Origin of the sequence: Acinetobacter sp. TY2 (genome assembly GCF_046269225.1) — a bacterium.
Taxonomy (GTDB): Bacteria; Pseudomonadota; Gammaproteobacteria; order Pseudomonadales; family Moraxellaceae; genus Acinetobacter.
Genome location: NZ_JBJZOR010000009.1, coordinates 45,368 through 66,810, shown reverse-complemented (window position 1 = coordinate 66,810; position 21,443 = coordinate 45,368). Strand labels below are relative to the sequence as shown.

General features: G+C 37.2%; 17 protein-coding genes. 6 read left to right on the top strand and 11 right to left on the bottom strand.

From position 1 onward, the window contains the following. Nucleotides 1-14: 14 nt before the first annotated feature. Nucleotides 15-698: a response regulator transcription factor gene (locus ACK1JC_RS07650; protein ID WP_409511268.1), complete on the top strand. Its 684-nt coding sequence runs from the start codon at nucleotides 15-17 to the stop codon at nucleotides 696-698. Nucleotides 699-701: 3 nt separating this feature from the next. Beyond that, a complete protein-coding gene (locus ACK1JC_RS07645; protein ID WP_409511337.1) occupies nucleotides 702-2,027 on the top strand; it encodes an ATP-binding protein in 1,326 nt (441 codons plus the stop codon). A 120-nt stretch (nucleotides 2,028-2,147) separates the two neighbouring features. Here ACK1JC_RS07645 and ACK1JC_RS07640 read toward each other — a convergent pair whose 3' ends face one another. From ACK1JC_RS07640 to ACK1JC_RS07630, 3 genes are all read right to left on the bottom strand, one after another. Further along, complete coding sequence (locus tag ACK1JC_RS07640; RefSeq protein ID WP_409511267.1) at nucleotides 2,148-2,870, bottom strand: phosphatase PAP2 family protein; 723 nt, start codon at nucleotides 2,868-2,870, stop codon at nucleotides 2,148-2,150. 201 nt (nucleotides 2,871-3,071) lie between these two features. Further along, nucleotides 3,072-4,259, bottom strand: a complete 1,188-nt coding sequence (locus ACK1JC_RS07635; RefSeq protein WP_409511266.1) for an ammonium transporter — start codon at nucleotides 4,257-4,259, stop codon at nucleotides 3,072-3,074. Nucleotides 4,260-5,143: 884 nt separating this feature from the next. Beyond that, nucleotides 5,144-5,683 carry a hypothetical protein gene (locus tag ACK1JC_RS07630; protein WP_409511265.1) on the bottom strand — a complete coding sequence of 180 codons (540 nt, stop codon included), beginning with the start codon at nucleotides 5,681-5,683 and terminating at the stop codon, nucleotides 5,144-5,146. 181 nt (nucleotides 5,684-5,864) lie between these two features. On the opposite strand from ACK1JC_RS07630, the gene ACK1JC_RS07625 reads away from it, so the two are divergent. After that, nucleotides 5,865-6,923 carry a molecular chaperone DnaJ gene (locus tag ACK1JC_RS07625; protein WP_409511264.1) on the top strand — a complete coding sequence of 353 codons (1,059 nt, stop codon included), beginning with the start codon at nucleotides 5,865-5,867 and terminating at the stop codon, nucleotides 6,921-6,923. Between the two features lie 46 nt (nucleotides 6,924-6,969). Here the strand turns inward: ACK1JC_RS07625 and ACK1JC_RS07620 are convergent, their stop codons facing one another. The 3 genes from ACK1JC_RS07620 to ACK1JC_RS07610 form a co-directional block, all read right to left on the bottom strand. Then, nucleotides 6,970-7,965, bottom strand: a complete 996-nt coding sequence (locus tag ACK1JC_RS07620) for a 5'-nucleotidase (protein ID WP_409511263.1) — start codon at nucleotides 7,963-7,965, stop codon at nucleotides 6,970-6,972. A 5-nt stretch (nucleotides 7,966-7,970) separates the two neighbouring features. Further along, nucleotides 7,971-8,858 carry a hypothetical protein gene (locus ACK1JC_RS07615; RefSeq protein WP_409511262.1) on the bottom strand — a complete coding sequence of 296 codons (888 nt, stop codon included), beginning with the start codon at nucleotides 8,856-8,858 and terminating at the stop codon, nucleotides 7,971-7,973. 64 nt (nucleotides 8,859-8,922) lie between these two features. Beyond that, a complete protein-coding gene (locus tag ACK1JC_RS07610; protein WP_409511261.1) occupies nucleotides 8,923-11,817 on the bottom strand; it encodes a valine--tRNA ligase in 2,895 nt (964 codons plus the stop codon). A gap of 374 nt (nucleotides 11,818-12,191) precedes the next feature. Between ACK1JC_RS07610 and ACK1JC_RS07605 the strand changes: the two genes are divergently transcribed. The 3 genes from ACK1JC_RS07605 (at nucleotide 12,192) to ACK1JC_RS07595 (ending at nucleotide 14,506) form a co-directional block, all read left to right on the top strand. Continuing rightward, on the top strand, nucleotides 12,192-12,893 hold the full coding sequence (locus ACK1JC_RS07605; protein WP_409511260.1) for a hypothetical protein: 702 nt from the start codon (nucleotides 12,192-12,194) through the stop codon (nucleotides 12,891-12,893). Between the two features lie 114 nt (nucleotides 12,894-13,007). Then, entirely contained in the window at nucleotides 13,008-13,805 is a 798-nt protein-coding gene (locus ACK1JC_RS07600) for an SDR family NAD(P)-dependent oxidoreductase (RefSeq protein WP_409511259.1), read from the top strand. A gap of 2 nt (nucleotides 13,806-13,807) precedes the next feature. Further along, complete coding sequence (locus ACK1JC_RS07595) at nucleotides 13,808-14,506, top strand: ATP-binding protein (protein WP_409511258.1); 699 nt, start codon at nucleotides 13,808-13,810, stop codon at nucleotides 14,504-14,506. A 121-nt stretch (nucleotides 14,507-14,627) separates the two neighbouring features. Here ACK1JC_RS07595 and ACK1JC_RS07590 read toward each other — a convergent pair whose 3' ends face one another. The 5 genes from ACK1JC_RS07590 to adeJ form a co-directional block, all read right to left on the bottom strand. Next, nucleotides 14,628-15,659, bottom strand: a complete 1,032-nt coding sequence (locus tag ACK1JC_RS07590) for an agmatine deiminase family protein (protein ID WP_409511257.1) — start codon at nucleotides 15,657-15,659, stop codon at nucleotides 14,628-14,630. 139 nt (nucleotides 15,660-15,798) lie between these two features. Beyond that, entirely contained in the window at nucleotides 15,799-16,233 is a 435-nt protein-coding gene (locus ACK1JC_RS07585) for a YbjQ family protein (RefSeq protein ID WP_409511256.1), read from the bottom strand. 3 nt (nucleotides 16,234-16,236) lie between these two features. Beyond that, the gene (locus ACK1JC_RS07580; RefSeq protein WP_409511255.1) at nucleotides 16,237-16,605 is read right to left on the bottom strand and encodes a YbjQ family protein; all 369 of its coding nucleotides are present in this window, start codon (nucleotides 16,603-16,605) and stop codon (nucleotides 16,237-16,239) included. 191 nt (nucleotides 16,606-16,796) lie between these two features. Next, nucleotides 16,797-18,257 carry a multidrug efflux RND transporter AdeIJK outer membrane channel subunit AdeK gene (adeK, locus tag ACK1JC_RS07575; RefSeq protein WP_409511336.1) on the bottom strand — a complete coding sequence of 487 codons (1,461 nt, stop codon included), beginning with the start codon at nucleotides 18,255-18,257 and terminating at the stop codon, nucleotides 16,797-16,799. Continuing rightward, nucleotides 18,257-21,436, bottom strand: a complete 3,180-nt coding sequence (gene adeJ / locus ACK1JC_RS07570; RefSeq protein WP_409511254.1) for a multidrug efflux RND transporter permease subunit AdeJ — start codon at nucleotides 21,434-21,436, stop codon at nucleotides 18,257-18,259. Before adeJ ends, adeK begins: the two co-directional genes overlap by 1 nt. Between the last annotated feature and the right edge of the window lie 7 nt (nucleotides 21,437-21,443).

Genomic DNA, 21,443 nt, shown 5'->3' with positions numbered 1-21,443 from the left:
TCAGGAACACGACCATGACAAAAATTCTGATGATTGAAGATGATTTTATGATTGCAGAATCCACTATGACCTTATTGCGCTTTCATCAATATGAAGTGGAATGGGTAAATAATGGTTTGGATGGTATAAAACAACTCACCAACAATGAATTTGACTTAGTATTGCTTGATCTCGGTTTACCCATGATGGATGGTATGCAAGTACTCAAACAAATTCGTCAGCGAACCACGTTGCCTGTGTTGATTATTTCTGCGCGAGATCAACTACAAAATCGTGTAGATGGTTTAAATTCAGGGGCAGATGACTACCTAATTAAACCCTATGAATTTGATGAGCTTATTGCACGAATTCAAGCTTTATTACGCCGTGTTGGTGGCACTCTACAACAAGTAAATAGTGACTGTGTATTAAAAAATGGTGATGTTGAACTTGATGTTGAACAACATATTGCCAAACTAAAAGGTGAAGAGGTTGAGCTTTCAAACCGTGAATGGGCGATTTTAGTTCCACTAATGACACATCCCAATAAAATCTTTTCCAAAGCTAATTTGGAAGATAAATTATATGATTTTGACAATGAAGTCAGTAGTAATACCATTGAAGTCTATGTACACCATATTCGTTCTAAATTGGGTAAAGATATTATTAGAACCATCCGTGGTTTGGGCTATCGTTTAGGTCAGGCAAGAGGTGTTTAAGTGTTGCCAAGACATTATTCACTGAAAAAGAGGCTGATAGGGTTTACTTCAGCGTTTTGCATCCTGTTGGGATGCATTCTTGTTTTTACTGCATATAAAAGTGCGCTTCATGAAATTGATGAAATTTTGGATGCGCAGATGGAATATCTTGCAGAGCGTGTCGCTGTGGATGCTCGACCAATTCAAAGCCATTTCAATACTCATAAGCGTTACCAAGAAGAAGATTTATTTGTGGATGTTTGGGAATATGCCAAACAAAGTCATTTAACGCATGAACATCACATATTAGTAGAACCGAAGCAAAAAGCAGGTTTTTATACGCAGCATGCAGCAAGTGGCATGTGGCGGACGTATGTCATTCCAACTGACAAATATCAAATCCAAGTGAGTCAGCAGGAATCGGTACGTCAGCATTTGGCAATAGAGTTGGCGGGAACTATGTTCTTGCCTTATTTGTTAATTACACCATTTGCTTTGTTCGGCTTAGCGTTGGTTATTCGCCGTGGATTGAAACCTTTAGATGATTTTAAAGAAGAATTATCACAGCGGAATTCTACTTCGTTAGAGGCGATACAACAGCAAAACTATCCTGAAGAGCTGCTACCAACCATCAATGAAATGAATCATTTATTTGAACGGATTTCTCAGTCACAACAAGAACAGCGGCAATTTGTCGCAGATGCAGCACATGAGTTGCGTACGCCTATTACAGCTTTAAATTTGCAAACTCAAATTTTACTTAGTCAATTTCCTGAAGAAAATAATTTGCATAATTTGAGTAAAGGTTTGGCACGAATGCAACATTTGGTCACGCAGTTACTTACGCTTGCAAAACAAGATGGTTCGCTTAGCGTGCAATCACAGCCGACGGCTTTAAAGTTGAATGATGTTGCTTTGAATTGTGTTGAGCAGTTAATGAATTTGGCAATGGAAAAAGAAATAGACTTGGGCTTTGAGCGCAACGATCCTATACATATGATCAGTATTGAGCAAAGTATTCATTCTATTGTGTTTAACCTGATTGATAATGCAATTAAGTACACACCGTCATCAGGCATAATTAATATTTCAGTGTTTCAAGATACATCTGGTATGGCATGTATTCAAATTGAAGATAGTGGTCCTGGTATTGATCCTGCATTGTATGATCAAGTGCGTAAGCGTTTTTATCGTGTGCATCATCACTTAGAAGTCGGAAGTGGTTTAGGACTGTCTATTGTTGATAAAGCCATTCAGCATTTGGGCGGGGAGTTGATTTTATCTAAAAGTGCAGATTTAGGTGGGTTAAGTAGTTTGGTAAAACTACCCATGAAATATGAATTTCACTAAAAAAGATGATAAATCAGGATAGTTGAAGTGGTTTATTGTCAACATTGAGTCATTGAAGTGAAATCAACATGGATAATAAAATCAATCTTTGAAGTACTTTTTTGTTATAGAGTGAATACATCAGTCATCTAAAGGTAGAGCTGATATATCTTTTGATAAGGTAGATTGCTTTTGTTGCTCAAAGAATTTATAGAAGTATGCATACAAAGCGGTGTTAAAACACAGAATAATCCAACCTGTCCATAAGTTGTGACTTAAAAAATGTGCACCACGCATCATTTGTCCCCAACCCATCATAAAACCAAGCAGTAGCCCAGCAATAAGGTAAAACCATGCACGTTTAGGCTGAACTAGGCGAAAGACAAAAAAACCTGTGATGAGGGCAAAACCTGTACTGGCATGACCACCCGGAAAGCAATGACCGTGTGTTGCAGTAAAGTTCCAAATAAAACCTGTTGCCGTTTGCTCGGTCATGTCCCAAGGACAAGCATGTGCAGATTGGGATTTTAAAATACCAATGAGTGCAGTGGACAAGATGCTGACCACAAACATATAGCCATATAGCCAGCGTTGAGGTCTGAGCTTTTCGATCTTAAAGGAAGCCAACCATAGAACCAAGAATGAAAGATAAACAGCAATCAGTAGTTGTTTAAAAACTTTATGATTAAGATGAACGAGGTACCAATTATTGCGTTCAGTAAAATGCCCGAATTGATCCATCCAAGGTTGTATTAATGCAAGATCAATTTTTCCATAAATAGGAAAAACATAAATCAAAATAGCTAAACTAAAGATCAGAATAGCACTGATTCGAAGCATAAATTTTTTGAAATCGAAGGGCATGGTTTAGGTTCTTTTTTAGATTTTAGAATTATTCAGTGAGTTGCTTAATCAAAGCTTAAAAGCTAGCGTATTCTATAATAGTACTTAGTGATACTGTGAAATTTATACTCAAATATAGAACAAAATATTCACTAGAAAACAGCATATTCTTGTGAACATGCTGTCAGCAAAAAACTTAAAAAATGACTTTAAACGTATGATTTAAAACATCGCATCTTCAGAGTTGGCAGAAATTTTATGAATAGATAAATCTGCGCCTCGGAATTCTTCTTCTTGTGTTAAGCGAATACCCATGGTCATTTTTAATATTCCATATACGACAAAACCGCCTATAAGTGCCACGATAATGGCAAACATCGTACCCAATAATTGTGACCACAGTGAAACACCACCTAGCCCTCCCATCCATTGTTGACCGAAGATTCCAACTGCAATACCGCCAAATGCACCACAAACACCATGTAATGGCCAAACACCCAGAACATCATCAATTTTGAGTTTATTTTGAGTGTAAGTGAAGAGTTTTACAAAGAGAAAGCCTGCAATTGCACCAATGAATAGTGCAGCAACAGGATGTACAATATCAGACCCCGCGCAGATGGCAACTAAGCCTGCAAGTGGACCATTATGTAAGAAACCAGGATCTTCTTTACCAAAGAAGTTAGCTGAAATTGTACCGCCAACCATTGCCATGAGTGAGTTAATTGCAACAAGCCCTGAAATAGCATCTAAACGTTGTGCGCTCATGACATTAAAGCCAAACCAACCGACTATTAAGATCCATGAACCAAGCGCAAGAAATGGAATGGATGATGGTGGATGTGCACTGACACGACCATCTTTTTTATACCGTCCATGACGCGCACCGAGTAAAAGTACGGCGACAAGGGCAATCCATCCTCCCATTGCATGCACCACAACTGAGCCTGCAAAATCATGGAAACCTGCACCGAATGTGGCTTCTAACCATTTTTGAATGCCAAAGTTACCATTCCATGCAATACCTTCAAAAAATGGATAAATTAGCGCAACTAAAAATAAAGTCGCAATTGCCTGTGTTTTCATTTTGGCACGTTCAGCAATTCCGCCTGAAATAATCGCAGGAATTGCTGCAGCAAAGGTCAGTAGGAAGAAACATCGCATGAGGTTATAGCCATGCTCGGCAGCAAGTTGTGAACCTGCATGAAAAAAATGCTGACCATAGGCAATATAATAACCGACAAAAAAGTAGGCGATGGCTGAAATAGAAAAGTCGGTCAAAATTTTACTGAGTGCATTGACCTGATTTTTATGGCGAACAGTCCCGAGTTCAAGGAATGCAAAACCTGCATGCATTGCAAGCACAAGAATTGCACCGAGGAGGAGAAAGAGTAAGTCTGTATTTTGCATAGATGATTCTTTTTAGTGCTATATGTCACAATTCGGTTCAAGTATAACGATCTAAAACAGAACAGGAATACTTTTGCTGTAGGGAAAAATTGATTAAATCATTCAAAATATGATCAAGACTCGATATAAAGCGAGTCATGCACTGTTTTGGTGTTTTAGTATTAATTTGGTGCAAAGTTAGTTTTATAAAAATCTTAATTAATTGATATTTAAGGTTATTTTAAAATTAATTTTTTCCATTTAGTTTGTTATTGCATGTTGTAAAACTACAAAAATGATTCAAGTTGAATAAAAGGGCATAGAATAATTTAAAACGTAGGCTTAAATAGTCGTGATAAATTTTTAAACTGAATGGCTTTGTTACATAAAACGCCAAAAATCAAAATGATTCTAAACTACTCCAATTTAAGTGACAACTTGGATATAAGGTCGACCTAATTTTGTAAATTTATTTATTACTGGTAGGAGTACATGAATTTTTTAGTTGGCTATGGAAGTTCTTAGTGCTGAGTTTATTGTTCAATAAATGAATGTAAAGAAGTCGATCCCTACATTCTGATAGAAAATTGAATATCAATATGCTCTTGTCCTTTGCAAAGGGTGGAATATCTGGTGCTGTTCATTTCAAACCACATTATTTAATAAGCGCTGAACAAGGCCTAAAACAATATATAAGGAGCATCTAAATAGAGATTTGATCACGAGGTAGCATTAAATAACAGTATCGGAATATATTTAATTTCGACCTATTGACTTTGTCGTGGTACATACCATTAAGTAGTAGGGTTAAAGCAAAATAGATGTTTCCTGAACGAACTAATTTGGCGAAGTATACTTGTTTATATAACAGGAGTAATTGATTGTATGATAGGTTTTAGCCTTATTCATTCGGTAATTTTATCTGCATAATGATGTTCTGTTTTTTCAATAATCATTGAGGTAAATTGCAGAATATAAGTGGCATGCTGCATGAGTTTTTTCTGTGAAGCTTGCCATTGATCTTTTTCAGCATGTTTTAAAAACTGAGATAAAATTTCTTCAGAATGAAATAACTCAAAAGCCAATTGATTCACTTGCTCATCATAAATATTACTATGTACAAAAATATGTAATTCCTTGGCAAAAACAGGAATTAATTTTAAGTATTCAGATTCTAGACTGTGAATTGCATTCATTTCATGTTGATTTTGAAACTTTTCTAAAAATATTTGGGTGCTATTACGAAGTTGATACAGTGTTGGAAGTAATGTAATTAAAAACTTTTGTTTTTGATTCTCCTCAACTTGTTGTTCATCTCTATGTTGTTTCCGGTCAAAGTAAAGTGGAATTGCTACAGCAACAAAAATAGCGATGACTGAGCCAATGGCTTGTACCCATGCTGCGAGTTCTTGATTGAAAATTAAATTAGCTTCCGTTAAAGGCATATTTTTCCTCTATTTTTATCGCTTTAGAGTAAGTCTAGGATGAATTTAGCCTTTTAGATAGGACATAAAATACCGTTATATAGCTTCTTTCAAAGTCTAATTTTTAAAATGGCGAGCTTCTATATGCTTTTGTTGGGTAAAAATTGCTACACTTTAGAACGTTTTATTTTTCATTTTTGTTATGTCTTTTGATCTAAAAATTAGTCTTTTACCAGATGTTGTATTGGCATCGCCACAGCATAAAAAGTTGCAACGTTTAATTGAACAAATTGAACAACAAAAGCTGGATTTAGCCATGTGGCAGAATATGCAACACGAAATTCAAAGTTATATGCACCAAAAACTATTGCCGATTTATACAGAATTACATGGCACGTTATTTTCGCAACTTGAACAATTATGGATATATTTACAACAACAGGACTTTTCTAAGGCTGATTTAGAACAGCTCGATGCCAAATTACAATCATTGGCTAAAACACTCAAGAAATCACAAAGTATAAATACTAAAAAAATGAATTTAGTGGATGAAGTTCATCATTTTTATCAACAAGATCGTGTGTATAGTCAAAATAAAAAGCAGAGTAAAAAACAGAAAAAATCATCGGAAATAAGTTCTCAAAACATTAATTCTTCAGAGCAAATGGAGTCTGAAAATATAGATTCAAATTTTGAACATATTGAGTTTGAAGATTGGAATACTGAGCAATACGAGCGACAACGTGAAGAGCATCAACGTAAACGTTTAGCGCAAAAACGTGAACAGGCTGAAAAGTTGGCAGAGCAGTCTTTAAAAACAGTGTATTTAAAAATTACTGCGATGATTCACCCTGACCGTGAACCTGATGAAAGTAAAAAAGTTGAAAAAAATGAGTTGTTGCAGGTGGTAAATGAAGCGTATGCACAGCAAGATTTATTTTATTTACTCAAATTGCAATTACAGCTTGAAACCAATAAGGGTTTAAATTCGAAAGCTTTAAGTGATGAGCATTTGAAGTTTTATAAAATGGCGTTAGAAGCGCAAAGTCAGCGTTTAGCGAGTCAGATTGATGATATTACCGATGCTTTTCATTGGAGTGAAAAGCCGAAGCCTAAAAATATGCAGGTCAAAGATGTGTATAAAGTAATAGATGCAGATGTGATGACTTTAAAAGAACAAGTGAAAAGGGAAAAAAAGCGTTTGAAATATATGGGGAAAGTGAGTGGGTTGGAGGTGTTGTTGGAGAATGGGGTGCTTTGATGCTTTTCTCCCTCTCCCTTTGGGAGAGGGGCGTGGTGCGAAAAAATTAACTATCTTGAGTAGTTAGTTGAGTTATATCTTTAGCTTGCGTGGACTGAGTAGCTGCAGCTTTTTTATTAGCTACTCCAAAAGGAATATGTACAGAAGCTATGCTATCTGCAGTTTTTTCTAAATGTCCAACTTGATCATCGAAGAAAATATGTGGTTGTAGTATTTCTAGCACTTTACGTTTTTCAATTCCTCCTAAGAAAAAAGCTTCGTTTACTGTATTAATTCCCCACGATCGTAAAGAGTTAATTACTCGTTTATGAGCTGGTGCATTACGTGCTGTAACGATGGAGATTCTCAATCTACTTTTATAATCGGCATATTGTGTTTGATATTTTAGTTCTTCTTTTTGTAAAGTGGATAACTCTTTGAGAAGTTTATGTAAAGGTCCTGCAATTGCAGGTTGGTCCGCTAGATTTTTCTCATTTTCAATAAATGCCCCCAATCCATTTTCTTTATAAATTTGTTCTGATGAATCATCTGCAATAACTCCATCAAAGTCGAAAGCAATACGTAACTCTTCATCATGAGCGACATCAAATATATGCCCTTTTAATATTAAACCGGCAGGATATCCTGCAAGGATTGCTTGATTAACATCAGTTTCATTCGCCGAAAGGAATAAGCTAATATTTAAAGCATTGATATATTTATGTGGTGTGCGCCCTTGTAAAAAGATAGCTCTTTTAATATTTAATCCATAATGTTCTATGGAATTCATCACACGTAAACCTGTATTGGGATCGTTACGTGAAAGTAGAATGACTTCAACGAATGGCTTATCTTTGGGGAAAATACTATTTAAACCAAGAAGCCGTTGAATAAACGGAAAAGCTACACCTTGATCTAATAGGGTATTCTCATGTTCACGTTGGTATTCACGATAGGCAAGTTCCCCTTGAGTTCTAAAAACCGTATCTGATTCCTCTAAATTGAATAAAGCACTAGAGGCTAAACCAATAACAAGTTTTTGTTCTAAATCATACCCACTCATAGTTTTTACTTTTCCTCTTTATTATCTTTGCACCATATCAAGATGCAATAGGCTAAATCTTCTTTTTTATATCTATTATCATCGTGACCATCGTCTCTATCAGGAGACAGTTGATTGCGGATATCTATACTAGCTACAGACTTACCAGGGAATCCTGTAAAGATATGATGTGATAAAGTGTTATTATAAATATAATCACCTATAAATGTTGATGAGATAAATAGAAAAATCCAAGTTATTAATAGTAATCTTGCTGTTTTTATAGGAATTTTACTGACTGATGGTTTGGTAAGAATGCGATCATTTATATTAGAAAAAGGATTATAAGTCGTTAATGTACTACGAGATAGAAAGTATTCAGTATCATATTTTTCTTCTATGAAAAGACGTGTTTTTAATTTCTTAAAATATTTAGAATAAAGAGTATGTTGTATATCTACAGTATCCTTATTAAACAGTTGATGAAAATGTATTTTTTTAACATTTTCATAGAAATTTTTAAGATTTTTTTCACATAGGTCTACTTCTGACTCCCAATAATCCTGCCAAAATTTAGCTCCAGCAGCGATCTGCATTTGAAAAAAAGAAATAAATATACCTACAAAGCAAACAGCTGTATGTATAAAAGGGACCGTATTGTTTGAATAAATAATACAGGCAATTAGAACGCCTTGAAAAATCATAAAGAAATTGTTTCGTTGGACTAATTGTGTTATTTCAAAGTTACGAGTTTTGACAGCTATATAATAAAGTTTTTTTAAACGTTCCTCATGCTCTTCTTGTTTTTCTACTTCTTGTTTGTTGTCGTTTGATTTGGTTTGGATAGTAACTAGAGCTTTTCCCTTTCTAATAAAAGTAGAACTAATATGCGAGATAATATCAATTTTTTTCATTTAAATAATAAAGGGCTGAATAATCAGCCCTTTATACTACATCTTAGATCAAACTATCAACACATTAAAGCGCGGCAATCTGCTCCATATTCGCTTTAATTTTCGCTAATTGATCAGCAAATTCAGCAAGTTTTACTTTCTCGCCTTCAACTACCGCAGCAGGTGCTTTCGCCACAAAACCTTCATTGCCAAGTTTAGAGGCAATTTGGTCATGTTGCTTTTGCACTTTGTCGAAGTCTTTTTGCAGACGACCAAGTTCTGCTTTCGGGTCAATCAAACCTTTCATTGGAACAAATACAGACACATGACCAACGACAGAAGATGAAGACAATGGTGGTTGCTCACCATCAGCCAAGAAAGTAATGCTTTCAACTTTCGCCAATGCTTTAAACAAAGGTTCAATACGAGTGATCTGTGCTTTTTCAGCTTCAGTCGTGTTCTGTAAAAGAACAGGCAATAAACGTGCATTACCTAAGCCCATTTCACCACGAATATTACGTACAGCACCAATCAAACCTTGAAGCCATTGCATATCTGCTTCAGCTTGTTCATTTACACGCTCAGGGTTGGCAACAGGGTACTGCGCAAGCATGATGGTTTCAGCAGTAATGCCAAGTTTAGGCGCAAGCGTTTGCCAAATTTCTTCAGTCAAATACGGCATGATTGGATGAGCAAGACGTAAAGATGCTTCCATTACCGCAAGCAGAACACGACGAACTTCTGCTTTACGTTCAGTTGAAACATTTTCATCATTTAGAACAGGCTTAGTTAGCTCAACATACCAGTCACAGTATTCATTCCAAATGAACTCATAAATTGCTTGTGCGGCTAAATCTAAACGATACGTTGCAAATGCTTGTTGCACCGCAGCTTCCGCTTTTTGTAAACGGCTCACAATCCATTGTTCAGGCAATTCCCAAAGGTCTTGATGTTCTGTTTGACCAATCACTTGCTCTTCACAGTTCATCATCACGAAACGCGTCGCATTCCAAATTTTGTTGGCAAAGTTACGGTAACCTTCAACACGCTTCATGTCGAACTTGATGTCACGACCTGTGTTGGCAAGTGCACAGAAAGTGAAACGAACAGCGTCTGTACCGTAAGCTTGAATACCTTCTGGGAATTCTTTACGAGTAGACTTCTCAATCTTCGCTGCTTGTTTCGGATTCATCAAACCTGTAGTACGTTTTTGTACCAAAGTTTCAAGGTCAACCCCATCAATCAAATCTAATGGGTCAAGAACGTTGCCCTTAGATTTAGACATTTTCTGACCTTCGCCATCACGGACTAAACCATGTACATACACCGTTTTAAACGGAACTTGAGGCGTACCATCGGCATTCTTCATGAAATGCATGGTCATCATAATCATTCGGGCAACCCAGAAGAAAATGATGTCAAAACCAGTGACAAGAACGTCAGTTGGGTGGAAAGTATTTAAGAAATAGTTTTCCGCATCCTTCTTCGCATCACCAGTCCAACCTAAAGTTGAGAATGTCCAAAGACCCGATGAGAACCATGTATCAAGTACATCTTCATCTTGATCCAGTTGAACATCAGCAGGGATGCCATTCTTTTCACGGACTTCTTCTTCAGAACGACCTACATAAATGTTGCCATCTACGTCATACCATGCAGGGATACGGTGACCCCACCACAATTGACGAGAGATACACCAGTCTTGAATGTTGTTCATCCATGCCATGTACATATTGCTGTATTGCTCAGGCACAAATTTAATGTCGCCATCTTTAACAGCTTTAATTGCAGGCTCAGCAAGTGGCGCAATTTTCACATACCATTGGTCTGTTAAAAGTGGCTCAACAATTACGCCTGAACGGTCACCACGAGGTGGTTTAAGCGTATACGGTTGAATTTGATCTAACCAACCTTCAGCTTCCGCTTGTTCAACCAATTTTTTACGTGCAACAAAACGCTCAAGACCCACATATTCAGTAGGCGCTGTGATGGTTTTAGAAATTTGTTCGCCTGCTTTGGCAATGAACTCAAACTCAGCCAAAATTTCAGCATTTTTATTGAAAATGTTGATAATTGGGAGTTCGTTACGTTTACCCACTTCATAGTCATTGAAGTCATGTGCAGGGGTGATTTTTACACAGCCTGTACCGAATTCTTTATCAACATATTCATCTTTAATGATCGCAACTGCACGACCTGTAATTGGCAAAATAATATTTTTGCCAACAAGATCCGTATAACGCTCATCATCCAATGCGACTGCAACAGCGGTATCACCGAGTAATGTTTCAGGACGAGTTGTTGCTACAACGATGTAATCTTTACCATCATGTGTACGAACAGTTTTATCTTCAAAGAAATATTTAAAGTGCCAAAGTGAGCCTTGTTCTTCTTTATCTGACTCAACCTCTAAGTCAGACAGGGCAGTTTGTAATTTTGGATCCCAGTTAACGAGGCGTTTACCACGGTAGATTAAGCCATCTTCGTGTAATTTAACGAAAACTTCTTTTACAGCATTCGATAAACCTTCATCCATCGTAAAGCGTTCGCGAGACCAATCTACAGATGAACCTAAACGACGAATTTGGTTAGTAATATTTCCGCCAGATTGTTCCTTCCATTCCCATACTTTTTCGATGAACTTTTCACGACCTAAGTCATGACGGCTGACACCTTGCGCACCCAACTGACGCTCTACAACCATTTGCGTTGCAATACCCGCGTGATCTGTACCCGGTTGCCATAAAGTATTTTTACCTGACATGCGGTTATAACGCGTAAGGGCATCCATAATGGCATTGTTAAAGCCATGACCCATGTGCAAGTTACCTGTGACGTTTGGTGGTGGAATCATGATACAAAATGATTCGCCTTTTTCAGACGGTTTGAAGTAGCCACGCTCTTCCCAAGTTTGGTACCATTTTTTTTCGATCTCAGTTGGATCGTAAGTCGTAGAGATGTTTTGCGCTGAATCAGTCATAGCTCGAAAATTTTTAAATAGAATAAAAAATTAGATCCATTGTAGCAAAAAAATTCCATCTTTGTTGCTTCCTGTACATGCTGAAATACTGTGTTTTTGAGACTATTCTGTTGAATGCAATGAATAAAACAAGCATGAAGAATGATTATTCATGTCAATTGTTTTAGGTAGGGCAAATAAATAGCTTTTGTGAATGTAATTGTTTTAGAAAAAATAGTCAGCTTTACAAATATATAGAAATAACTATTTGATTAAAAAAATAAAACATAGAAAATAATATTTGAAATGGACGGTACTTAAAGACAATGTTGTTACACATTCGCTTTGTTAAGATGCATGGACTGCCCCAATAATGAAAATAATGGAAGTATAAAATGAGTTATAGAGTTGAATTATTAATCAAGCAACAGACCTATCAACAATTGGTCAATATTAGCCAACATCTTAACAAAGGTGAAAAAAAGGATGTTGCAAAAGAATTGGGGCAAGCATTTACGGACATGTCATGTCAGGTACTTGATCAGCTTTTTGGTACACTTATTGAAGAACAGCGTGCAAACTCACAACTCAGTGCCGAGGGTAAAAAGAGCTTAAAAGAGGCTGAGCAGATTTTTAATCAAATTGAAAGCGCAATGAAAAAGTACATGCCTTGGTCTATTTCTTTATTTAGTAATGAGCGTCTAAAACCAGTTGCTAATCATATTTTGAAAAAATTTGATGCTTCAGAAAATGCTGAAGTGGTAATGCATTATCAACTAGATAAGCATTTGGGTGAAAACTCATTTAACGATTTACAAAAACTTCAGCAGGGCGATGTACAAAATTTGCGAGGCACGCTGAAAAATTTGATTCAGGTGATAGATTTGGGGGTTTCAGAATTTATTCGCGATCCTAAAACTTTGTTGAAATTTAATTTTGTGGTCGATAAAACCTTAAATGGTGTCATTAGTATGGTAACAAGTACAGGTTATAAACGCCTTGAAAAGGTGGCTGATGATTATGAAAAATCGAGTAGTAATGATGAAAAATTAAAACATTATGGTCATCATTTTTCAAAATTTGTACTTGAAGTTTAAATGAACTGATTCAATTCTTTAAAACTATTTTTATGTGAACTATTTTTCATAGATCGCATTTTTATGGCATAGTCGTGAGTAAAATAATGTCATTCAAAAAAATGAGGGATTGCTATGGAAAACGTACAAGGAAAAGTAGTGTGGATTACAGGTGCATCTTCAGGTTTAGGAAAAGCATTGACAACAACACTAGCATCGCAGGGAGCGCAAATTGTGTTGAGCGCAAGACGCTTTGAAGAGTTGGAAAATGTGCGTGTAAGTTTGCCAAACTCAGATCAGCATATTTCTATTGCAATGGATATTATCAATGAAGCTCAAGTACGTGATGCATATGCACAAGTATTGAAAGAAAAAGGACGTATTGATTGGCTGATTAATAATGCAGGTTTAAGCCAACGTGCCTTGATTGCTGAAACAAGTATGCAAACTGAACGTGCGATTATGGAAGTCGACTACTTTTCACAAGTGTTTCTGACTAAGTTGGTTTTGCCTACATTTTTATCGCAAAAATCGGGACGTATTGTCTATGTATCGAGTGTGGCAGGCTTATTAGGGACACAGTATCGTGCATCTTATTCGGCAGCAAAAGCCGCTATTCATATGTGGGCAAACAGTTTACGTGCTGAAGTTGCACAAGATGGCATTGGCGTTTCTGTGTTATTTCCAGGGTTTGTACAGACCAATGTGTCGATCAATGCTTTAAACGGCGAAGGTAAAGCGCAAGGTTATGATAATGAAGCCACTGCAAATGGTTTAACCGCGGAAGAGTTTTCTGATCAAGCGGTCAAAGCGTTATTAAAAGGTGAAGAATATATAGTGATTGGTGGACGTAAAGAGAAACTTGGCGTATTTGTTTCACGTATTTCACCGTCAATATTGTATAAAATGATTCGTAAAATGAAAGTGAAGTAATTGTGCATATTCGTAAGAAAGCAGTATTTAATTGGAGTGGTGGTAAAGATTCAGCTTTAGCACTCTCTAAAGTGTTACAAGAGAACCAGTTTGAAGTTGTTGCCTTATTAACAACAGTCAATGAAGAAACAAAGCTCTCTTCAATGCATGCGATTCCTCATACACTTATGATAAAACAAGCTGAGAGTATTGGTATTCCACTTTATCCCGTATTTTTGCCTAAAAATCTTGAGATTTATGAGCTAAGAATGTTAAATGCGGCAAAACACTTTAAGGCACAAGGTGTGCAACATTTTATTTTTGGTGATATTTATTTAACAGATGTGCGTAAATATAGAGAAGATAGATTACATCCATTGGGAATAGAAGTGGTTGAACCATTGTGGAATCCCAACTCGACTGAAGTGATGCAAGACTTTTTAGCTTCGGGAATAAAAACAAAAATTATCGTCACTGATGCCAGTAAACTCGATGGAACTTTTCTTGGAAAGGACATTAATTCGGTAAGCATTGACTTAATGCCAAACGATGTCGATATTTGTGGTGAAAATGGCGAATATCATACGTTTGCATATGACGGCGAGTTATTTAGCCATCCCGTAGATTTTAACATTATTGAAACACGTAAAATGATGTATGAATTTAAATTAGCCGATGGCGAAGAAAAAACCTATCACTATTGGCAAGCTATTTTTGAATAAGCAGTTTTTCTGTCCTGTCATTTGAAATGGTCAGGACAGTAATTATCATCATAAGTGATGTAGAATAAATTAATAATATCAATTTTTAAATTTATTTTATTGATAGCGATGATTTAATTTTTTAATGTTTTTTATTGACGTAATTTAATAACAATTCAGCATTTTCACCTCTTAACTGCCATGACATACAGCGAACCCCACCGCCCATATAGCAAACATGATTAGATTGAACTGGAATAACTTTTCTTTTAGTGATTGCTCGAATTTGTTGTAATGCAACAGAATCTTCTTTGATACCAAATTGTGGGAAATATATGTGCTCAGGCGTTACTAACATATTGGTATATAAACCACATGCAGATCCGAATTTTTTATCATAGATTTGGCTTCCATCATAAGGGGTTATTATTTCATGAATTTTAATATTTGGAATACCACGTATTAAATCTGCTTTTAATTTTTTTGTATAATCAGGATCTTCAGGATAAGTGTTCATCACTAAGGTAGTCTGATCTACGAAACTGACGACACCATCAGCATGTTCTAAGCCACCTTGTTCATCCGCATCAATAAATGCAATATGTTTAGCATTGGTCAAAGCGATTAATTTTTCACGTGCTACTTTTTCAGATAGACGATTATCCGATAAAAATTTAGTACTAATGACAACATTACCAAAACCATCTTCAACCCAATTTCCGCCATCATTGAGTAGTTGGGTCTGTATAAATTTTAAACCTGCTTTTTGGCTATAAAGTTTAAAGTCAGATTGAACATCATCAGAAATAGCTTGGGCTTTTTTAGTTCCACCTTGTCCAGCCGCTGTATAACGAAAAAGGGTCGGTTGATCTGGATTTGCACTACTAAAGTCACGCATCCAAATATCTTGCATAGGTGCAATCACAACATGATTTTGACCTATTGCTTTGACATAATCTGGGTAAAGATATTTGTCTGTTAATATAAGGACTTTATCTCCATTTTTAATAATTTGTTTTGCATAATTAATATGGAAGTCAAAAATATCATCAACCATTTTTGCATAATACGTATCCTCACTCTGAGGCGATGCCAATACAATTACTTCAGCTTTCGCTGTTAAAGAAATCATCGGTATTATAGCCATGCTCATTGTTAAAAATAAGTTTTTCATTTTTTGACCAACATAATATATTGCCCTTTTTATACTCAATATAGATGAGTCATTAGGAGAGAAACAAGGTATATATGTTTATTCGTTCATATGCTTGTTAATAAAAATAATCAGGCATTAATGAAAATCCATTGTATTTTTAATACTTAATCGCTGTTCCATAAGCAAAAACTTCAACCATACCACCTTCCATTCCCAACTCAGTCGTGCTTAAACGTAGCCCCATAATTTGATTTGCTCCAACATCTACAGCTTTTTGTTTTAAGCGAACAATTGCTTCACGCCGTGCACGATCTACAACTGATTCATAAGTTGTTAGGCGTCCACCAAAGAAATTTTGAATTTGTGCAATTACATATTTAAAATAATCGTTAGAAATAACAACATTACTTTCAATGAGTTGTCCTGAATTTTGAGAGGTTTGGAATTTATTGGTATCCATTTTAATATGTGCCAATTTTTTCTCTTTTTCTTCAAGCTCTCTCAAATGTTTCTGTTCAACATGTCGTCCGACTAACCATCCAATACTAAATAAAAGGACAAAGAGGACGATCTTAAAAATCAATCCTTCCATAACTTATCCTTGAGTTGGAAATGGATTAGGCAGCGAAGAAGCACTAATAGTTCGATTCGGTTGAACAATGACAGCCGTACCATAAACAAAAAGTTCAGAAGCACCTTGAGCAATATTTGATGTTGAAAAGCGAATACCAACAATTGCATTTGCACCCATCTGTTGTGCTTTTTGAATCATACGATCCATGGCTTCTTGGCGTGATTCTTCTAAAAGCTCGGTATAGCCTTTGAGTTCACCACCGACAATATTTTTAAGGCTTGCCATAAAATCTCGACCGACATGTTTACTACGGACAGTACTGCCATAAACGACATCAATTTGTTGAATAATGTCATGACCAGGAACACTTTCTAAATTACTTAGTTGCATACGATTTTTAACATGATGTGCTTAGTTTTAAGATAATCAAAATAAGGCTAAATTGCAATTTCAGGTGTATCTGAGAAAGTGAGTCATATTTTGAAGTTTTTCTATTTTTCTTTTAGACAGACATTATTTGATTAGGAGAGTGAAAGGTAATAAAAATGCCCACCGAAGTGAGCATTTTAAAAACTTAGAACTTATTGTTCAGTTTTACTTTGAGTCTTCAATCCAGCACTAGAGGGTTGCTGAATAACTTGGTCAGAACTATTGGCTTTTACACCGCCACCAAGCGTTTTATACAATTCAACTTGGTTATTCAAATTGGCTTGTTCAAGCAATAATAAGCCTTGTTCAGCTGCATAAGAAGAACGCTGAGCATCCAATACAGTTAAGAAGCTATCAATACCAGCACGGAAACGGGCATTTGAAAGTTTATACGTTGTATTTGTTGCATCAACAAGACGTCTTTGCGCAGATAAACGATCACCAATATTTTGGCGAACGGCTAGGGCATCATTGACTTCACGGAAAGCAGATTGAATAGATTTTTCATAATCAGATAACGCAATTTGTTGGTCTGTTTCTGAAATTTTTACATTCGCTTTACGTGTGCCCCAATCCCAAAGCGGAATATCAATACTTGGGCCTACAGACCAAACAAAACCACCTGATTTAAACAAATCGCTCAAATCGGTCGATGCGTAACCTGCAGAACCTGTCAAGCTAATGGTTGGGAACATACGTGCTTTAGCAGCACCAATGTTTGCACCCGCAGCAGACAGTTGATATTCGGCAGATTTAACATCTGGACGGTTATTCAACAAATCACTTGGTAGACCTGATGTAAATGTCGAAGCACTAGCAATTTTAGTCACGCGCTGCGCAGGGAGTAAGTTTGTCGGAATTTGCTGACCCACAAGCAAGTTCAGTAAATTTTGAGCTTGTGCAATTTGAGTCTTATAGTTCGCAACATCATTACGTGCAGTTTCAACAGAAATTTGTGCCTGACGAACAGGAACTTCACTGTCAATACCGACATCAAAACGTTTTTTGTTCAGATTGTAAGATTCTAACTGTGCTTTTAATGTTTGATCAGCCAACTTAAGCTGAGCATTGGCAAATGAGTAATTCAACCATGCTTGAGCTACTTGACCGACTAATGCAATTTGCGTTGCATCACGAGCACTAGACGTTGCCAAATAGTTATCTAAAGCATTGTCTTTTAGGCTACGAACACGCCCCCAAAAGTCGAGCTCATAAGCGGTTACACCCAAACCAACATTGTAAGTGGTCATTGGCTTGCTGTTCAGAGTGTCTTGACGTAGCACACCACCACTTGCACCAATGGTTGGCAATTGGTTGTTTTCAGAAATTTGGTATTGCTGCTGAGCACGTTGAATATTCAGTGTTGCAGTACGCAAATCACGGTTATTGGCAAGTGCAAGATCAAGCGTCTGAATCAGGCGAGGATCAGAGAAAAAATCTTTGTAGCCTTGTTCAGCGATTGATGGACCAGAAGATGCATTTGTTAAAAAGCCTTCTGGAATACTTGCTTGAGCTACGGGTTCTGGACCACGCATGCTTTGACATGCAGTCAAAGCAAGCGCAAGTGCAGATACCGCAATGCTACGACCTGAAATAGACCATACTTGTTGCATCACGATTTATGCTCCTGAATATTTTGATTTTTAGGTTTATATTTAAAGATACTACGAATCCATACGAAGAAGACTGGAATAAAGAAGATCCCGAGGAATGTTGAGCTGATTACACCACCCAATACACCGAAACCGACAGAGTGCTGACTTCCTGCACCTGCACCCGTCGCAAGCGCGAGTGGAAGTACACCGAAACCAAATGCCAATGTGGTCATGATGATTGGACGTAAACGCATTTTCGCTGCGTGTAAAGTTGCTTCAAACAAATCTTCGCCTTTTTCTTGCAGTTCTTTGGCAAACTCTACAATCAAAATCGCATTTTTCGCAGACAAACCGATGACTGCCACGATTGCGACTTGGAAGTAGATGTTAAAGGATAGGTTAGGATCACCTTTGATCACCATACCAAGCCAAGTTAATGCAAATGCACCAACAATACCTAGAGGTACAACCAAAAGAACAGAGAATGGAATCGACCAACTCTCATAGAGTGCTGCAAGACATAAGAAGACAATGAGTAGAGAAAGAATTAATAAAGGTAAAGTTTGATTACCTGAATCGCGTTCTTCTAAAGATAAACCTGTCCACTCGTAGTCAAAGCCTGTTAAGCCCATAGATGGAAGTTTGGCAATGATTTCTTCCATTGCTAACATCGCATCACCCGAACTTGTACCTGGTGCAGGTGTACCTTGAATGTTAACAGAAGAAACACCGTTATAGCGCTCTAAACGAGGTGAACCATAAGTCCATTGACCTGATGCAAAGGAAGAGAATGGAACCATCTCACCTTTGTTATTACGAACGTACCACTTGTTTAGATCTTCAGGCATCATACGCGCGTTGGCTTCACCTTGAACATAAACTCGTTTTACACGACCACGGTCAACGAAGTCATTAATGTATGAACCACCCCAAGCCATACTCATCGTCGAGTTGATTTCAGCAATACTCACACCCATTGCACCAGCTTGAGCTTGGTCAATATAGATTTGGTATTGAGGCGTATCTTCTTGACCATTTGGACGTACACCTGCAAGACGTTTGTCTTGAGATGCCATACCTAAAATTGCATTACGTGCAGCAAGTAGTTTGTCATGACCCTGACCCGCTGGATCTTTCAACTGTAAGTTGAAACCAGCAGTTACACCAAGTTCAGGCATTGCTGGTAGTTGTAATGGCATGATGTACGATGCATCTTTGACGATCATATTCAGTGCCATACCACGTTGAATCAGCGCACCAATTTGTTGTTCAGGCGCAGTACGTTCTTCCCAATCTTTTAATTTAATGAAAGCAAGTCCGGCATTTTGACCGACACCTGTAAATGAGAAGCCTGAAACACTAAATACCGATTCAACAGTTTTACTTTCTTTATTCAAGAAGAAATCGGTCATGGTATCAATCGTTTTACCAGTGCGATCTAATGTTGCATTTGGTGGTAATTGAACAAGTGTCATTACCACGCCTTGATCTTCTTCCGGTAAGAACGAAGAAGGCAACATTTTGAATAAAACAACTAAACCGCCAATCACTGCCGCATAAACAATACCCGAAAGGATTTTGTTATGCACCATGAAGTCTACACCGCCTTTATATTTTTCGGCAGTACGATCAAATACATTGTTAAATCCACGGAAGAAGCGGGCAACAATATTGTTACTCGGTTTTGCTTCAGGATCATGCTGTTTAAGAATGGTCGCACATAGGGCAGGGGTGAAGGTTAATGCGACAATCAACGATAGAATCATTGCCGTTACAAGCGTAATAGAGAACTGACGGTAAATAACACCTGTGGTTCCACTAAAGAATGCCATCGGTACGAATACCGCTGTCAATACGCTTGTAATACCAACCAATGCACCTGAAATCTGTTGCATTGAAATTTCAGTGGCTGTAAGCGGATCAAGATGATCTTCTTGCATGACCCGCTCAACGTTCTCAACAACAACAATCGCATCATCGACGAGTAGACCAATGGCTAGAACCATGGCAAACATTGTCAAAGTATTGATTGAGAAGCCGAAAAGATTAATTACAGCAAATGTACCGAGTACAACAACTGGAACAGCCATGGTTGGAATGATGGTTGCACGCCAGTTCTGTAAGAACAAAAACATCACGAAGAATACAAGAATAATAGCTTCTACGAGTGTATGTACTACAGATTCAATCGAAAGTTTAATAAATGGCGTTGTATCAAATGCCAATTTATCAGACATACCTGTTGGATAGTTTTTACGTAATTCAACCAAACGTGCTTCAACAGCTTTGGCTGTATCAAGCGCATTTGCACCTGTTGCAAGTTTAATTGCTACACCACCTGCTGGCTTACCATTGAACTTTGAATCGAACTGATAGTTTTCAGAACCTAATTCAACACGAGCAACATCACCAATACGAACCTGAGCACCTGATGTGGTGTTTTTGAGGAAAATATTTTTGAATTGTTCAGGTGTTGTCAGCATACTCTGTGCATTGACGGTCGCATTAAGCATTTGACCTTCAATTGCTGGAGCACCACCCAATTGACCTACTGCAACTTGTGAGTTTTGCGCACGAATTGCTGCTGCAACATCACTTGGTGTTATATTGAGGCTAGTCATTTTGGCAGGGTCTAGCCAAATACGCATTGCATAAGAACCACCAAATACTTGTACTTCACCCACACCTGCCACACGGCTGAGGGGCTCAGAAATATTTGAGTTTACGTAGTCCTTAATGTCGGCTGCAGATAAGCTTTCATCTGGAGAATAAAATGCAATAACCTGTAGGAAGCTTGCGCCCGATTTAGTTACTTTTACCCCCTGACGTTGAACATCTTCAGGTAAAAGAGCTGTTGCAGATTGAAGTTTATTCTGTACTTGAACCTGTGCAATATCAGGGTCAATACCTTGATTAAAGTTCAACTCAATCGAGGCTTGACCGTTACCTGCACTGTTAGATGAGATATAACGTAAACCATCCAAACCATTCATTTGTTGTTCAATAATCTGTGTCACTGTATTTTCAACAGTTGCAGCAGAAGCACCAGGGTATGTTGCAGAAATTGTAACAGTCGGCGAAGCAATGGTTGGATACTGTGCAATTGGCATTTTTGTGAGCGTGAGTATACCCGCTAACATAATGACCAATGCGATCACCCATGCAAAGATGGGGCGATGAATAAAAAATTGAGCCATTAAGTCT

Excerpts from the sequence above, each read along its gene's own strand:
- ACK1JC_RS07600 (WP_409511259.1), top strand. The coding sequence starts at position 13,008 with ATGGAAAACGTACAAGGAAAAGTAGTGTGGATTACAGGTGCATCTTCA.
- ACK1JC_RS07610 (WP_409511261.1), bottom strand. The coding sequence starts at position 11,817 with ATGACTGATTCAGCGCAAAACATCTCTACGACTTACGATCCAACTGAG.
- ACK1JC_RS07580 (WP_409511255.1), bottom strand. The coding sequence starts at position 16,605 with ATGCAACTAAGTAATTTAGAAAGTGTTCCTGGTCATGACATTATTCAA.
- ACK1JC_RS07605 (WP_409511260.1), top strand. The coding sequence starts at position 12,192 with ATGAGTTATAGAGTTGAATTATTAATCAAGCAACAGACCTATCAACAA.
- ACK1JC_RS07630 (WP_409511265.1), bottom strand. The coding sequence starts at position 5,683 with ATGCCTTTAACGGAAGCTAATTTAATTTTCAATCAAGAACTCGCAGCA.
- ACK1JC_RS07625 (WP_409511264.1), top strand. The coding sequence starts at position 5,865 with ATGTCTTTTGATCTAAAAATTAGTCTTTTACCAGATGTTGTATTGGCA.
- ACK1JC_RS07620 (WP_409511263.1), bottom strand. The coding sequence starts at position 7,965 with ATGAGTGGGTATGATTTAGAACAAAAACTTGTTATTGGTTTAGCCTCT.
- ACK1JC_RS07615 (WP_409511262.1), bottom strand. The coding sequence starts at position 8,858 with ATGAAAAAAATTGATATTATCTCGCATATTAGTTCTACTTTTATTAGA.
- ACK1JC_RS07635 (WP_409511266.1), bottom strand. The coding sequence starts at position 4,259 with ATGCAAAATACAGACTTACTCTTTCTCCTCCTCGGTGCAATTCTTGTG.
- ACK1JC_RS07590 (WP_409511257.1), bottom strand. The coding sequence starts at position 15,659 with ATGAAAAACTTATTTTTAACAATGAGCATGGCTATAATACCGATGATT.
- adeJ (WP_409511254.1), bottom strand. The coding sequence starts at position 21,436 with ATGGCTCAATTTTTTATTCATCGCCCCATCTTTGCATGGGTGATCGCA.
- ACK1JC_RS07650 (WP_409511268.1), top strand. The coding sequence starts at position 15 with ATGACAAAAATTCTGATGATTGAAGATGATTTTATGATTGCAGAATCC.
- ACK1JC_RS07640 (WP_409511267.1), bottom strand. The coding sequence starts at position 2,870 with ATGCCCTTCGATTTCAAAAAATTTATGCTTCGAATCAGTGCTATTCTG.
- ACK1JC_RS07585 (WP_409511256.1), bottom strand. The coding sequence starts at position 16,233 with ATGGAAGGATTGATTTTTAAGATCGTCCTCTTTGTCCTTTTATTTAGT.
- adeK (WP_409511336.1), bottom strand. The coding sequence starts at position 18,257 with ATGCAACAAGTATGGTCTATTTCAGGTCGTAGCATTGCGGTATCTGCA.